Raw genomic sequence first — 13,649 nt, forward strand, 5'->3', positions numbered from 1 at the left:
GCAATGGATGGCACGCGGATAACGCGGATTGTGGCGGATTCCCTCCGCTTATACGTTGCTGTGACTAGCCGGCCAGCCGGACCGTTCGTTCAAAGAAATCGGGTTAAACCGGCATTTTTGGCCATAAAATCCTTGTTGTGGTGTATTTTTACGCATGAATTGGTACGAAGACGAGGTGGGGCCGCTTGAAAACAAACTCCGCAACAGCCCTCCCGATAGTGTAATTTTTTACGGTAGCTCTACCGTTCGGCTTTGGGCTGGTCTGGCTCAGGATTTCCCCGATGTAGCCCCTATCAATGCCGGTTTCGGCGGCTCAACACTGGCAGCCTGCGCCTGGTTTTTCGAGCGACTGATCGGGCCTGCAAAGCCCCGTACGCTGGTCCTATACGCTGGTGATAACGACCTCGGCGACAACCGGCATCCCGAAGAAGTATATCTGTCGTTTTGCGCGCTGGCGGCCAAAATTCAGCGCGATCTTCCCGACACCGACGTAACGTTTATATCGATCAAACCCAGCCCGGCACGCTGGCATATCGTCGAGCAGATTCGATCGGCAAATCGGTACATCGAAAACGAAATCAAGCGGTTACCCCGGTTTTCGTTTGTCGATCTGACGCCCGTGATGCTGACGCCCGACGGCAAGCCGCGCCGGGAATTGTACCAGGCTGACGGCCTCCACATGAACGCCGAGGGCTACGCGATCTGGCGTCGCGAACTGACCGCCCGTGTACCGGATCTGACGCACTAAAAAAGCCCTGATTATTTCATAAAACCGTAATCTGCCGAGCCGAAAAAATGCGGAACTTCGCCTTAACTCTTTAAGTCGAGTATGCTTCGCGATTATCAAAAGTGGTTCAGTCCCCATTTGCAGCGGGACATGGAAATGCTGATTTTCGGACATGGTGGTACGCCCGTGCTGGTGTTTCCGGCACGGCGGGGCCGGTTTTATGACTATGAGGATTGGGGCCTGGTCGAGGCACTGGGCGACAAAATCGAGAACGGCTGGCTGCAACTATTCTGTGTCGACAGTATCGACGCCGACGGGCTGTACAGCCGCCGAATTTCCCCGCAGGAGCGTGTACACCGCCATGAGCGGTATGAGCGTTACATCCTCGACGAAGTGCTGCCGCTGATGAATAACCGGAATCCGCAACCGTTCCGTATGGTACACGGGTGCAGTTTTGGGGCTTATCACGCGGTCAACATCGCCCTGCGGCACCCGCATCAGTTCAGTAAAGTAGTGGCCCTGAGCGGCCGTTACGATCTGTCGGTGCCGGTTGCCGAGTTTCGCGACCTGTTCGACGGCTATTACGACGAGCACGTTTATTTCAATACGCCCAATCATTTTCTGCCCAACATCCACGAAGAAGCCTTACTTGGGGCACTCCGCCGGATGCAGCTCGTACTGACCGTCGGGGAGGAAGATCCGTTTCTGGAAAGCAACAAATCGCTGAGTCAGGCGCTGCAAACCAAGCAGGTAAACCACGAATTGCACTACTGGCAGGGCCGCGCCCATCAGGCTACCGACTGGCAGAAAATGGTGCAATTGTATCTGTGAGTTTGAGGTAAATCACGGCTGGTGTCTTATGCCGGTTTCTGTCATCCCGACGTAGGAGGGATCTTCGGTAACAGCATAAAACCATTTGCTCTTACCGAAGATCCCTCCTACGTCGGGATGACAGAAACAAACAGAGTAGCGTTGCCGTAAACGTAGACACCGGACTGAAATTCGGCGCGAGTGATCCTGGTCACCAGTGCGTCGAACATCAGTCCGGTGTCTTTATATAATCTTTGCCCTACGAGTCTAGGCTACCGATACAGCGGGAGTACCCCGGCTGATAGCAAGCAGCGCGTCGCGGCCGGAGTTCCATCGGTGCAGCACGTTGGCTTCGCGGACGGTTTCGGGCGAGCGGGCAATGTCGGCCTGTACGTAGTAGTCGGTCATGCGCTCGGTCATGCGGCTGACGATATCGGCTGTCGTGCCTTCAACCAGCAGTTCCGGCGTTTCAGCCGCCAGCTGAATCAGTGCGTCGGCGATGGCGTAGGTGTAAAACGCGCAGTCGATATCCTGATGCCGGACGGGAACACCATCGTGCAGCCGTTGCAGTTTAACCCCTGCATCTTCCAGCCGCGCCGAAACGGGCGTTTCGCCCTCGGCCTGCGGAAATACCGCATCGACTTTATGGCCAAACGAATGCCACCACGGGGGCGTACCACCGGGGTTGAGCGTATCGCAGAACAGAATCCGCTGCGGAGTGCCGGGCTGCGCCGGGTCCATCAGCAGCAGGGCCGCGCCAAGATGCCGGTCGTCGGCCGCGTGGCGCGTCTGAATGATAAATGCGTGTAACTGATCGTCGCCGTTGGCCTGTAGCAGCGTGGTCTGGGTTTTCACCAGTTCCATTGCTTCGGTCATATACGCCTTCGTGATGATATGCACCGGCAGCGTCGATGCAGCGGCCAATGAGCGCGCGCTGAGTTTCTGGCCCAGCAGCGCGAGGGCTGTCGGGTCGGACCGGCGGGTACCGAAATAATAACCAATGTCTTCGCGCCCTTCACCGGGGGGCAGATCGGCCAGGCCGATTGAGTCGCCGTAATCGCCCTGCCGACTGGCGGGACTGTAGCGGAACGGCACTTCGAGGTGTTCGCGGTGGGCGGCCAGATTGTAGATACGCCGTTCGAAACGGGCCAGCAGCGGCTCGTAGTGATCGTCGCTGAAGCACACCTCGCTGGCCGGGCGCATCAGGTGCCGGGCAATAGCGTTGTTCTGAAGCAGCAACTCCAGTGCGTCGTCGTGGTGGTGCTTGAAGAATTGCCGTAGTGCGCCCTGCTCAACAAATTCTTCGGAGTCTGTCAGCGCATCCGGGCTGCGGTCGCTACCCGGCACGGTTCCCTGCGCTATCCAGTCGAGCAGGTATTGTCTGACGGCATTGTCGAACGCCAGATTCGCGGCTTCGGCCTGCTCCTGCGTACACACCCGCTGATCGACTACCGGGCTGAAAACAGGCAGAATCTGGTCGGTTCCAAGTGGATTTAAGACGCCCATGCTCAACTGCTGGGCCATAGTTAGACAAATGGTGAATGCGCTGTCCGGCATTGATCGGGTTTGTGAAAATAAGGTTATAACGTCCCACAGCCGTATGCTACGGGGGTATTGCAAAAACAGTACAGTTAGTGACATGAGCCGGGGGAAACCGACCCGAGAGAGCTGGCTACAAAACTTCCCTGAAAATACGGCAACTTTCGCGTTTTACAGCGTTTCAGGGGGCGTTTTACAAAAAAATAACATCGGCGAATCAGCAATCGTTCACCGGTTCAGACTGTGTTTTTTGCGAAGACAGTCAATATGATTCGCCAGCTCCGCTACCGCCGAATTTTCCATTGCCCGGCCGGGGTGTGTCGCCCGCGTTTTGGCTGGCCTGCACGGCCGCAAGCACCGCCGGATTCAGGCCAGTTTCGTCGGTTCTGTCGTCGGGCGCGTCGGTGAAGCCATTGGCGGGCGTGCGTAAGTGCCGGATACCCAACACCGCCAGCCCGATCAGCACGAGCCCGCCAATGGTCAGTGTGGCATTGGTAGGTACGAGGTACCAATAGGCATGAACCGTCGCGAAGGCACCAGTCAGTCCCGCCAAACCAAGGATGAGCAGCATGCGGTCGCGCCGGGCCGTACCGAGCCACAGATACAGCAGCGGCAATCCAAACGTCAGTAGCCAGAACAAGGCAGGCAGAGCGAGTGTGCCGGGTGCGCGCAGGGGTTGGTCCTGTAGATCATCGAGTTGTCGTACCGAGTCGGCCAGTACGCCGTTGAGTTCGCGTACGACATAATAGTTGCTACTGATGAGCAGCATCGACAAACCAAACCATTGCCCGAGGTGTAGTCCGTCGAGGTAATACGTCGTTTTTTCGAGCCGCAACAGCCAGGTCGACACAGCGTACAAGGCTACTGACGCCAGCATCATTGTGTAGGGCAGCAGCGTCCGTCCGGCGTCGGTGTGAAGCGTCGTGTTGTAGATCAGCGTGTAAAACGTCAGCAGCGCCAGGAAAGCAATGAGCGTATCGCCGTAGTACCAGAAAACGAGGAGCAGCAGCGGTAACGTCAGCAGGCAATGGGTGCTGAGTGATACACCTTCCGGGATAAACTGATTCAGCCCAAACGCGATGAAGCCCGTTGCGATCACGACGAAGGCATTGTCGACCCCGTTGCGGTACAGCTTCCGCTGGTTGACCAGCACAGCCCCTACGACGGCCACGGCCAGCCCAAACCCGGCATTGACAAGACCGTATACCAGCCGGTCGTTTTCAATCGCCGACGCAAACGGCAGGATCAGCAGGTATACCGCCAGAATAACGACGGTCGTAAACAGAAACAGGCCGATCTCGAGAAAGCTGTTGGTTTGCAGAAAACCAACCGGGTAGGTGGCCTGAATCGTTGCCTGCTGCTCATCGGTCAGCAAACCCTGCCGATGCCAGCGGTCGGCCTGCTGCACAACGTCCTGGTTGCGAATCCATGTCTGGTTGTAGGCTTTACTCATACGCCGTTGGCCGGCTCCGGCTTACTGGGAAAAAGATACTTCGTAACGGCTAGAAAGAAGGCGGCAACATTGATGGTCGTCGTGGTGATGAGCGCGACCATAACCGTGTCCGACAGTTCGAAGTTGAGTGCTTTGACGCCCCGGCATACGACCACGGCGAAAATGCCGAGCAGCCACAGCGCGACCATCCAGAAAATGTAACGGGCAAACGTCCGGCGTTCGTGCGTATCCTGCCGATAACTTTCCAGCCGGGCCTGTTCCATTTCCTGCGTCAGACTGGCGGCCGTTTTGGGATCTGGATTGGCTAGCTGCTGACTAAAAACCCGCGCGGCCTGTTGTGTAAATCCTGACGGTATAGATTCTTCCATCGAGCGTAAGCAGGCCGGTTACTGGGCAGCGTTGGGCTTTGGTAAAAACGTTTCGCTGAAATAGCGCTTCATTAATTCGTTACTGATTGGCGCATTACAGTTTGTTTTGCAGCCAGCCGTTTTAAACGCCTGATCCCAGGGCGAATCTTTCAGATGTGTCCAGTTCGATAGCTTGATCGGATCGATGTTTTTGGTAATGTTCCAGACCGCACTTAGCAGATCAAGCGTCATCTTGTCGGGTTCGATATTGCCCGATGGCTGGGGCTTGGTAATTGGCCGACTCCCCCACTCTTTGAATTTATGGTACACGGATTCAACGACGGGACCGTATTGCCACGCTTCCACATCCTCCCGGATGAGTGGCTTACCCGTCAACGCCAGGTTCATGCCGTTGGCGAAGTACAGCACCTTCTGCAACTTCATCGGCGACAATGGCGCGTCGTTGAGGATGCCCAGGTTGATAAAATAATTGGCTATATAAATGGCGTCAAACATGGTCAAACGAGCAGATTGGTGGAGCCAGAACCCCGTACGACAACGATTGGTAGCCCGGTTTGGTGCGCACTGTACCACCGGCCAGTCAGCGTTGGCAAGTTACCGCCTTTGCTTCACAATAAAAACGACCTCCGCCCCAGCTTAGTTTTCATTGTCAGCCGTTTACGGGCAGGGTTGTTGAGTGCTGGCCTCTACCCCCCGCCCCCTGAAGGGGGAGCATTCCGCAAATGAACCTCCCCCCCTTCAGGGGGCGGGGGGTAAACTTAACAGCTCTGCGGTTACGCTGTCGTTCGAATACCCGTCAGCTGCCGGATCAGATAGGCAATCAGCGCGATACCGGTCAGGATAAAGTACCAGTAGTACCAGCCTTCGCCCCAGTTGGTCGGGTGTAAGTACGTGAAAAATAGAAACGTCAGACCAATGTAGCCGTACACGGTGGCCATCAGCAAAAACAGAAACGACCCAGCCGCCCGGTCTGGATGGGTGCGCCGTTCATGGCGGGCGTACAGGTCGAACGCGACACAGACGACGGCCAGCGCCAATGCGTAGAGCGCCCGTTGTTCGCGAAAGTTGAACAGCCCACCCAGAATCGCGATCAGCAGCAGATTCCCCGCGATGGTCAGGTAGGTGTACGTAAAGTGGGGTTTGATCGACCGGCGTTCGAGCGTCAGGGCCGCACCAATCAACAGCAGGGACAGGCCGATTGCCGACAGCACCGTTGGCTGGTCGAAGAAATTGGTTTTCAGGTACAGATTGAGCGGCCTGACGGTTACGCCCACCCACGAGATCAGGGCCGTCAGCGCGATACCCAATACCCCCCGGTGGTCGAAGCGGTAGGCCAATGGCAGAAAGAGTAGCGCGGGCAGCAGCGTCGCCAGCCCATAACGGGTGCCGAACAGCGTGTACTGGTACTGCGCATAGCCCTCCAGCGTCAGAAACAGCAAGCAGAACAGCAGCAGCGCGTAGTCCGTAAAAGCAGCCCGTTCGGTTACGATCCCCGTCGACCAGACCGGGCGGTTCAGCCACGCGTAGACCAGGCAGGCTACGCACCCGGCGGCCATCGCCAGCAGCAACGACCCGTGCCCGATCTGATCGAAGTTGTCGTAGATCAGGTAGCCAAGTCCCGCGCTCAGGGCCGTTATACCGACGTACAGCATCGAGCGCAGTTCCCAGTATACTGACACCGGCTTTTTCTGCTCATAGTCAGCAAGTATCGTCTGCTGCTCGTGCGACAAAATACCCTGCTTACTCAGTTCACTCAATACATCTTCGGGGGACATATCAGGGCATTTTTTTGTTAGTAATACAGCCCCAATGGCTCACGATTTGGGCTGTATTTTATCCGTCTTACTCAACGCCGGATGTGAGCATCCGAAACTGCTGCCTGCATGGTTGGACGCCAGAAAGTTATCCTGACCCCTCGCTATTACCTCGACAATTTCCGCTACGTGCTGGACTTTGTGAAGCGGCTATACGGCAATTTGCTGAATGACGCGGAGTGGGAATTTATCCGTCGGTTCGAGGCACTGGACCTCGACGCGCAGAGCCTGTATGTCCGGTTCAGCAACCGCAAAGGACTCTTTTTTCGACCCAATAAACTAAACTATACTGAAATTATCGACTTGCCGGGTGCCGTCGATGCATTGCGGGACGCGGGCTTTGTCGACCGGCTGTCGGTGCACCACGAAGCGATGGGCGAAGCGGCCCTGGGCGTTTTTACCAAACCCGAACTGCTGGAACTGCTGCCATTCGAACCGGAGGAACTACGGCAGCTAGGCAAGGAGAAAAAGGAGGGTGTGACGCGCTACGCCCTGAATGAACTGGATTTTGGCGAGATCGTCACGGCCCTGTCGACCCGCGAGTCGGTGATCAAGCTCAACTTCGAAGCCGAAGACATGATGGTGAAATACCTGTTTTTTGGCAACCGGGGTGGCAACATGACCGAGTTCGTCGTGCGCGATCTCGGCATGATTAATTTCGAAAGCTACGACGAGAGTCAGATGACGGCTCGTTTCCGCACGCGCAAGGAGGTGGAAGACAAGCTGCTGATCTCGCTGACGAGCGAATCGTTTTACGAGCAGAAAGAAGCCGAACTGTCCGCCGAGGTCATTTACAACTGGTTTCTGAACTGGAACGAAACCCGGCCCGAACTGAGCGACATTGCCATTCTGGGGTATCAGAAGCTGGTATGCCGGGTTGGCGCGTACCTCGAACGGCAGAAGCTGCCCGAACAGGCATTGGCCGTTTATGAGCTTTCCGACCGCGTACCGGCCCGCGAACGGCGGGTGCGGCTGCTGTACAAGAACGGGTCTGTTGAGGAAGCCCTCGCCCTCTGCGACGAGATTGCCGTAGCCCCGCTCAACGCCGACGAACGCTACTTCGCCACCGACTTTCGGGAGCGGATTCTGGGCCTGAGCGAGAAGAAACGTACCCGCAAAGCCACAACGCGGTTTCTGTCCGACGCCGAAAGCGTGTCGATTCCAGGGGCTTACCGGCACCACGTTGAAGCGGGGGTGATGAACTACTACCTTGAACGGGGCCACGACGCGGCTTTTACGGAGAATTACCCGTGGCGGGGGCTGTTCGGGCTGGTCTTCTGGGACATCATCTACGACGCCAATGTGTCGGCCATTCACCACCCGCTACAACGCGCCCCATCGGATTTTTACCTGCCCGAATTTTACCGCAAACGCGAAGACCTGCTCAAAAAACGATTGGCTGAACTGACCACGAAAGACGACTGGCGACGGCATACGGGCCGTACGTTCAACGCCAAGTACGGCATCACCAACGTACTGGTCGACTGGTCGGACGAGTTGATGGCGTTGGTACTCCGCATCATCGACCTGCTCGACATCGAACAACTGCGGCTGATTCTGCTCGAAATGGCACGTAACGTTAGGGAACATACGCGCGGCTTCCCCGACCTGCTGATCTGGCAGGAAAACGGTCAGTATTCGTTCGTTGAAGTCAAATCCCCCACCGACCATCTGGGGCCGCAACAACTGCACTGGCTGGAGTTTTTCCAGACCATCGGCGTCTACGGCAAAGTCAACCGCGTGATTTGGGAAGCACTTTAGTATTGTAGCCTGGACCGGTCCGCCGGTGTGGTCCACGTCCGGGTGCCCGTTAGGGCAACTTTCGCAGGCGGATGCTTTTTGGTCGCTAATGCGCCCACCCGGACCTAGAGGTCCAGGCTACTCTTTTTTAGGTTGCAGGGTACCCCGCGCCATGATTTCGGGTTTTGCTTCGGCGGTGGTATAGTGAAGCAGCGTAGCCGTGGGTAGCGATGCTTGTGGGTTCTTCACGATCACCAGCCGGTACGACTGTTTACCAACAATCAGGTTCTGATACGACAGTTGTGGGCTGGGCGACTGGGGCAAACTCCAGTTGGCAATCGGCTCTTTCGTCACGACAGTAATAGCGTCGTCGGTCAATCCCGCGACGGTCGTGTCGGGCGTAAATTGGTTGCTTGTAATGCCTTCGATCAGCTTGACGATGGCGGGCGGTGCTGTGTGAGCCGCCGGTTTCGTCTGGGCGTACGCGGTGCTGGTCAGCAAGACACCCAGCAGAAGCAGGAAGCGATTCATATCGTGAGTAGTTGGATTAAAGAGATCTTAAAATCCAACCGCTCTCGTTGCAAATGGTTTATGGTCAGTGCTTCCCGGCGTATGTTTTCGGGTTGGTGGCGGCTGGTGCCCACTGTTGCAGAAACTCGGCTACCAGCTTCGGACTGTGCCCTTTACCTTCTTCCAGATACGCCGAATTCTGCGTGTGAATGCGGTTGCCTTTTTCGTCGAGCACCACAAAGACCGGAAAGCCGAACCGCTGCGGATACCCCAGCTGAGCCAGGGTTGCTTCGTTCTTATTTTCGGGGCTGTAGTTAACGTGTACGACTTCGTAATTCTGGCGCAGCAACTGATTTAGTGTGGAATCTGTCGTGGTCAGGGTGTTGAAGCGAATGCACCAGATACACCAGTTTCCGCCGAGTTGCAGCAGCACATGCTTGTTTTCCTTACGGGCTTTGGCAACCGCGCTTTTGATGTCCTGCTGCGCATCGGCCTGCGGATTGTAGATGTGCGGAGCCGGCTTGGCGGTGTCCTGCGCCCGAATGGTTGTCATCGATGCCGTCAATAGGCCCGCAATCAGCAGTAGTCGTTTCATGGTTGTATGAGGATCAGTATCCCTGCAAGTTAATATCGTCGGACGGCAGAATCTCGACGCGCTTACCCATCTTTTTCTGGATGATTTTGAAATGGTGCTCATCGTCGGGTGTGATCAGCGAGATAGCTTCACCCATTGCATCAGCGCGACCCGTCCGGCCAATACGGTGGACGTAATCTTTGGGTGAACGGGGCAGCTCAAAATTGACAACGTGGGGCAACTGCTGAATGTCAATCCCCCTAGCGATCAGATCGGTAGCGACTAGTACGGTGAGCTTACCAGCCTTAAACCGAGTCAGCGCGTCGGTGCGCGCACCCTGACTTTTGTCGCCGTGAATGGCGGCCGCCTGAATCCCGTTTTTGGTCAGTTTCACCACCAGATTATCGGCTGTGCGGGTCGATGAAACAAAGACCAGCACCTGCTGCATGGCGTTGTGCTTTATCAGGTAGCGCAGCAGCGGCCCTTTCCGCTCCAGATCGACGCGGTACGCCAGTTGATGAATCTGATCTATCGACTGTTCCGGCTCGGCGATGTCAATCAGGAGAGGATCGCGGAGCAGGTTGTCGCGGATGTCCTGTATCGCATCGCCGAGGGTAGCGGAGAATAGCAGTGTCTGCCGCTGCTGAGGTACCTGCGCCAGCACCTGATTCATTTCTTCGGCAAAACCCAGCTCGAGCATTTTGTCGGCTTCATCGAGTACCAGCGTGTCGAGGGTCGAGAGGTCAGCCGCGTTTTGGGAAATCAGATCGAGCAACCGGCCCGGCGTCGCGACAACGATTTCGGCATTCCGCAGAGCAATCATCTGCGGGTTAATCGACACGCCACCAAACACTGCCGTCGTCTGCAAGGGCGTTTTCAGGTATTCCGCGAACGTTTGAAACACCTCAGCCACCTGCACGGCCAATTCGCGGGTCGGCACCAGCACGAGCACCCGCATACTGCGTCGGCCAGCCCCTTTCCGACCCGCAAATCGTTGCAGAATCGGCAGCACAAAACTGGCCGTTTTTCCGGAGCCGGTTTTGGCAATACCGAGTATGTCGCGGCCGGTCAGTACGGCCGGGATGGCCTGCTGCTGGATCGGATACGGTTGTGTGTACCCCTGTTCGGCAACGGCGTCGACCAGTGTTTGCGAAAGGCCCAGGGCGGCAAATGATGAAGTAGCTGTCAAGTAAACTAACGGTTTATTCCGGACGAATTCCTGTCATTCCCCCATCTTGGGAGTGTCAGAAAATCGCGGGAGGCTTGTAGGGCTTACAACGGATATATGATTAAAAGGTGCGTTTTCGAGCAGTCAATTCGAAAAACGTCGCATCAATACTACCGTCATTCAGCCATATAAATCGGGCGTTCGCAGGTTCTTTTTTCTGGCTTAGCCGTCATTAACCGTATTTTTATACTGCAATCACCTGAATAACACGGATTCAACGATGAGACGTAGACACTTACCACTTAAACTCTGGGTGTGGCTGTTTCCGGCCCTGCTAACGGCCCCGGCCCTGGTGGCTCAGGACGCACCCACCTACCAGACGCCCCCCAAAGCGCTGGCCGATCTGGTCACCGTGCCGCCCACGCCGACCATCAGCGTATCGGACAAAGGCGACGTCATGCTGATTATGGAACAGGCTGGCGCGCCCGACATTGCGGAACTGGCCCAGCCCGAACTCAAGCTGGCCGGTCTACGGCTCAACCCCGCCAACAACGGCCCCAGCCGGATGCGCTACATCACGGGCCTGAAGCTGAAAAAAGTATCGGGTGCGAAAGAGGAACAGGCACTCACAGGTCTGCCCGCCAAGCCGCTCATCAGCTACATACAGTGGTCGCCCGATTACAGCAAGATCGCCTTCGCGCATTCGACCGACGAGCACATCGAGCTTTACGTAGCCGATGTCGCGACGGGCAAGGCGCAACGTGTGGGAACGGCTTACCTGAACGCTACCCTTGGCACGCCTTACCATTGGCTGTCGGATAGCAAAGGGCTGATCGCCCGGATCGTACCGACAGGGCGCGGGGCGGCACCGGAGGTCAGCCGGGTACCGGTCGGCCCAACGACGCAGGAGAACGTAGGCGGCAAGCGCGGACAGGCACCAACCTATCAGGATCTGCTCAAAAGTCCGTCTGATGAAAAGCAGTTTGCCTTCTATACCACCGCGCAGGTGGTTCGTATGGGCCTCGACGGGCAGACAACCAACATCGGCCCCGCTGGTATCATCGCGTCGGCCGACCCGTCGCCGGATGGTAAGTACGTGATGATCGAGACGGTGCATACGCCGTTTTCATACCTCGTGCCCGTCAGCCGGTTTCCGCTGCGCACGGACGTCTTTGCCGTGGGCGGCTCACTCGTTAAACTGCTAAACGACGGTCCGTTGCAGGAAAGCGTGCCCTATAGCGCCGACGGTGCGCCCACCGGCCCCCGCAACTACAACTGGCGGGCCGATGCTCCGGCATCGGTTTACTACACCGAAGCGCAGGACAAAGGCGACCCGAAAGTGAAAGCCGACATTCGCGACAAAGTATTCATGGTCGATGCGCCGTTCAGCGGTCAGCCCAAAGAAATTTACGCGGCTCAGTACCGGTTCGGTGGCTTCGACTGGGGTAACGCCACGATGGCGCTGGCCAGCGAACGCTGGTGGCAGAGCCGCAAAAGTCTGGTCAAAACCGTCGACCCGACCAACTGGCAAACGGCCGTGCTGTTCGACCGGTCGTACGAAGATCGGTACAGTAATCCCGGTCAGCCCGACACGCGCCACAATCAGTACGGGTATGAGGTGCTGAATCTGCTGCCCAATAACGAGATTCTAATGCTGAACGGACAAGGCTCATCGCCCGACGGTGACCGGCCATTCGTGAGTCTGTTGAACCTGAAAACCAAGAAAACAACGGAACTGTGGCGGTCGCAGGCCCCTTTCTTCGAGCGGCCCGTTGCGGTACTCGACGCGGCCAAACGGTCGATACTCGTCACCCGCGAAACGCCCGACGAAAGCCCGAACTATTACGTAACCAACCTGCTGACGAAAGGAAAGAAAGCCGCAGCCCCGATGCAGGTGACGTTCTTCCCCCACCCCTACCCACAGCTCAAAGGCATTCAGAAGCAGCAGCTTCGCTACAAACGTGCCGACGGTGTCGAGCTGACGGCAACGCTCTATCTACCTGCTGGGTACAAGAAAGAGCAGGGGCCACTGCCAACGTTCCTATGGGCGTATCCAGCTGAGTTCAAAAGCAAAGATGCTGCTAGTCAGGTGTCGGGCTCACCCTACCAGTTTAACCGCATCAGCTATTGGGGTGCCGCAGCCTTCGTGACGATGGGCTACGCCATTCTCGACAACGCCAGCATCCCCATCGTGGGCGAAGGCGACAAAGAGCCGAACGATACGTATGTGCAACAACTGGTATCGAGTGCCAAAGCGGCCATCGACGAAGGCGTCCGGCTGGGCGCGGTCGATTCGAGCCGGGTGGGTGTCGGCGGTCACTCCTACGGTGCGTTTATGACGGCCAACCTGCTGACCCACAGCAAGCTATTCAAAGCCGGTATCGCGCGCAGCGGTGCCTATAACCGGACGCTGACGCCGTTTGGCTTCCAGAACGAGCAGCGCACCTACTGGCAGGCTCCCGACGTCTACAACACGATGTCGCCCTTCCAGAACGCCGATAAGGTAAAGACGCCGATTCTGCTGGTACACGGCGAAGCGGACAACAACACGGGTACGTTCCCGATTCAGTCGGAGCGGTACTACAACGCGTTGAAGAGCTTCGGCGTCTCGACCCGGCTGGTGCTGTTGCCCTACGAAAGCCACGGCTATACGGCGAAAGAATCGCTGCTGCATATGCTGTCGGAAATGAACGGCTGGCTCGACAAATACGTCAAAAACCCCACAACGACGGCTACCAAAACCGGCGGTCAACCCGCGAAAATGGGTGGTGGCAACTAAGAAAAAACAACCCCTAACCCTTCGACCGGCCCCTCTTTCCTTCTGGAAGAGGGGCTTTTTTTGTGTAGATACTTGTAGCCTGGACCTCCAGGTCCGGGTGGGCGCGATAGCGACCAAAAAGCGGCCGCCTTGAGTAGCTATTAGGGAAGTATTATTCGTATCCAAAC

At 56.8% G+C, this 13,649-nt stretch carries 12 protein-coding genes; 4 read left to right on the top strand and 8 right to left on the bottom strand.

The window, feature by feature from the left end:
- Positions 1–154: 154 nt before the first annotated feature.
- On the top strand, positions 155–748 hold the full coding sequence (locus HH216_RS23740; protein WP_169553119.1) for a GDSL-type esterase/lipase family protein: 594 nt from the start codon (positions 155–157) through the stop codon (positions 746–748).
- An 81-nt stretch (positions 749–829) separates the two neighbouring features.
- Entirely contained in the window at positions 830–1,558 is a 729-nt protein-coding gene (locus tag HH216_RS23745) for an esterase family protein (protein WP_169553120.1), read from the top strand.
- 246 nt (positions 1,559–1,804) lie between these two features.
- Here HH216_RS23745 and HH216_RS23750 read toward each other — a convergent pair whose 3' ends face one another.
- The 5 genes from HH216_RS23750 to HH216_RS23770 form a co-directional block, all read right to left on the bottom strand.
- The gene (locus HH216_RS23750; protein ID WP_254448588.1) at positions 1,805–3,061 is read right to left on the bottom strand and encodes a hypothetical protein; all 1,257 of its coding nucleotides are present in this window, start codon (positions 3,059–3,061) and stop codon (positions 1,805–1,807) included.
- A 277-nt stretch (positions 3,062–3,338) separates the two neighbouring features.
- Positions 3,339–4,529 (bottom strand): hypothetical protein, encoded by a 1,191-nt coding sequence (locus HH216_RS23755; RefSeq protein ID WP_169553121.1) that lies wholly within the window; start codon positions 4,527–4,529, stop codon positions 3,339–3,341.
- Complete coding sequence (locus HH216_RS23760) at positions 4,526–4,897, bottom strand: hypothetical protein (RefSeq protein ID WP_169553122.1); 372 nt, start codon at positions 4,895–4,897, stop codon at positions 4,526–4,528. The genes HH216_RS23755 and HH216_RS23760 overlap by 4 nt, the downstream gene beginning before the upstream one ends.
- Positions 4,898–4,915: 18 nt before the next feature.
- The gene (locus HH216_RS23765; RefSeq protein WP_169553123.1) at positions 4,916–5,392 is read right to left on the bottom strand and encodes a Panacea domain-containing protein; all 477 of its coding nucleotides are present in this window, start codon (positions 5,390–5,392) and stop codon (positions 4,916–4,918) included.
- A gap of 278 nt (positions 5,393–5,670) precedes the next feature.
- A complete protein-coding gene (locus tag HH216_RS23770; RefSeq protein WP_169553124.1) occupies positions 5,671–6,672 on the bottom strand; it encodes a DUF2157 domain-containing protein in 1,002 nt (333 codons plus the stop codon).
- 108 nt (positions 6,673–6,780) lie between these two features.
- On the opposite strand from HH216_RS23770, the gene HH216_RS23775 reads away from it, so the two are divergent.
- On the top strand, positions 6,781–8,472 hold the full coding sequence (locus HH216_RS23775; RefSeq protein ID WP_169553125.1) for a VRR-NUC domain-containing protein: 1,692 nt from the start codon (positions 6,781–6,783) through the stop codon (positions 8,470–8,472).
- Positions 8,473–8,589: 117 nt separating this feature from the next.
- Here the strand turns inward: HH216_RS23775 and HH216_RS23780 are convergent, their stop codons facing one another.
- The 3 genes from HH216_RS23780 to HH216_RS23790 form a co-directional block, all read right to left on the bottom strand.
- Complete coding sequence (locus HH216_RS23780; protein WP_169553126.1) at positions 8,590–8,982, bottom strand: hypothetical protein; 393 nt, start codon at positions 8,980–8,982, stop codon at positions 8,590–8,592.
- A gap of 64 nt (positions 8,983–9,046) precedes the next feature.
- Positions 9,047–9,556 carry a thioredoxin family protein gene (locus tag HH216_RS23785; protein WP_169553127.1) on the bottom strand — a complete coding sequence of 170 codons (510 nt, stop codon included), beginning with the start codon at positions 9,554–9,556 and terminating at the stop codon, positions 9,047–9,049.
- 13 nt (positions 9,557–9,569) lie between these two features.
- Positions 9,570–10,724, bottom strand: coding sequence for a DEAD/DEAH box helicase (locus tag HH216_RS23790; RefSeq protein ID WP_169553128.1), 1,155 nt, complete (start codon positions 10,722–10,724; stop codon positions 9,570–9,572).
- A gap of 259 nt (positions 10,725–10,983) precedes the next feature.
- Between HH216_RS23790 and HH216_RS23795 the strand changes: the two genes are divergently transcribed.
- Entirely contained in the window at positions 10,984–13,482 is a 2,499-nt protein-coding gene (locus HH216_RS23795; RefSeq protein WP_169553129.1) for a S9 family peptidase, read from the top strand.
- Positions 13,483–13,649 lie beyond the last annotated feature (167 nt).

Source organism: Spirosoma rhododendri (assembly GCF_012849055.1).
Lineage (GTDB): Bacteria > Bacteroidota > Bacteroidia > Cytophagales > Spirosomataceae > Spirosoma > Spirosoma rhododendri.

Excerpts from the sequence above, each read along its gene's own strand:
- HH216_RS23740 (WP_169553119.1), top strand. The coding sequence starts at position 155 with ATGAATTGGTACGAAGACGAGGTGGGGCCGCTTGAAAACAAACTCCGC.
- HH216_RS23745 (WP_169553120.1), top strand. The coding sequence starts at position 830 with ATGCTTCGCGATTATCAAAAGTGGTTCAGTCCCCATTTGCAGCGGGAC.
- HH216_RS23750 (WP_254448588.1), bottom strand. The coding sequence starts at position 3,061 with ATGGCCCAGCAGTTGAGCATGGGCGTCTTAAATCCACTTGGAACCGAC.
- HH216_RS23755 (WP_169553121.1), bottom strand. The coding sequence starts at position 4,529 with ATGAGTAAAGCCTACAACCAGACATGGATTCGCAACCAGGACGTTGTG.
- HH216_RS23760 (WP_169553122.1), bottom strand. The coding sequence starts at position 4,897 with ATGGAAGAATCTATACCGTCAGGATTTACACAACAGGCCGCGCGGGTT.
- HH216_RS23765 (WP_169553123.1), bottom strand. The coding sequence starts at position 5,392 with ATGTTTGACGCCATTTATATAGCCAATTATTTTATCAACCTGGGCATC.
- HH216_RS23770 (WP_169553124.1), bottom strand. The coding sequence starts at position 6,672 with ATGTCCCCCGAAGATGTATTGAGTGAACTGAGTAAGCAGGGTATTTTG.
- HH216_RS23775 (WP_169553125.1), top strand. The coding sequence starts at position 6,781 with ATGGTTGGACGCCAGAAAGTTATCCTGACCCCTCGCTATTACCTCGAC.
- HH216_RS23780 (WP_169553126.1), bottom strand. The coding sequence starts at position 8,982 with ATGAATCGCTTCCTGCTTCTGCTGGGTGTCTTGCTGACCAGCACCGCG.
- HH216_RS23785 (WP_169553127.1), bottom strand. The coding sequence starts at position 9,556 with ATGAAACGACTACTGCTGATTGCGGGCCTATTGACGGCATCGATGACA.
- HH216_RS23795 (WP_169553129.1), top strand. The coding sequence starts at position 10,984 with ATGAGACGTAGACACTTACCACTTAAACTCTGGGTGTGGCTGTTTCCG.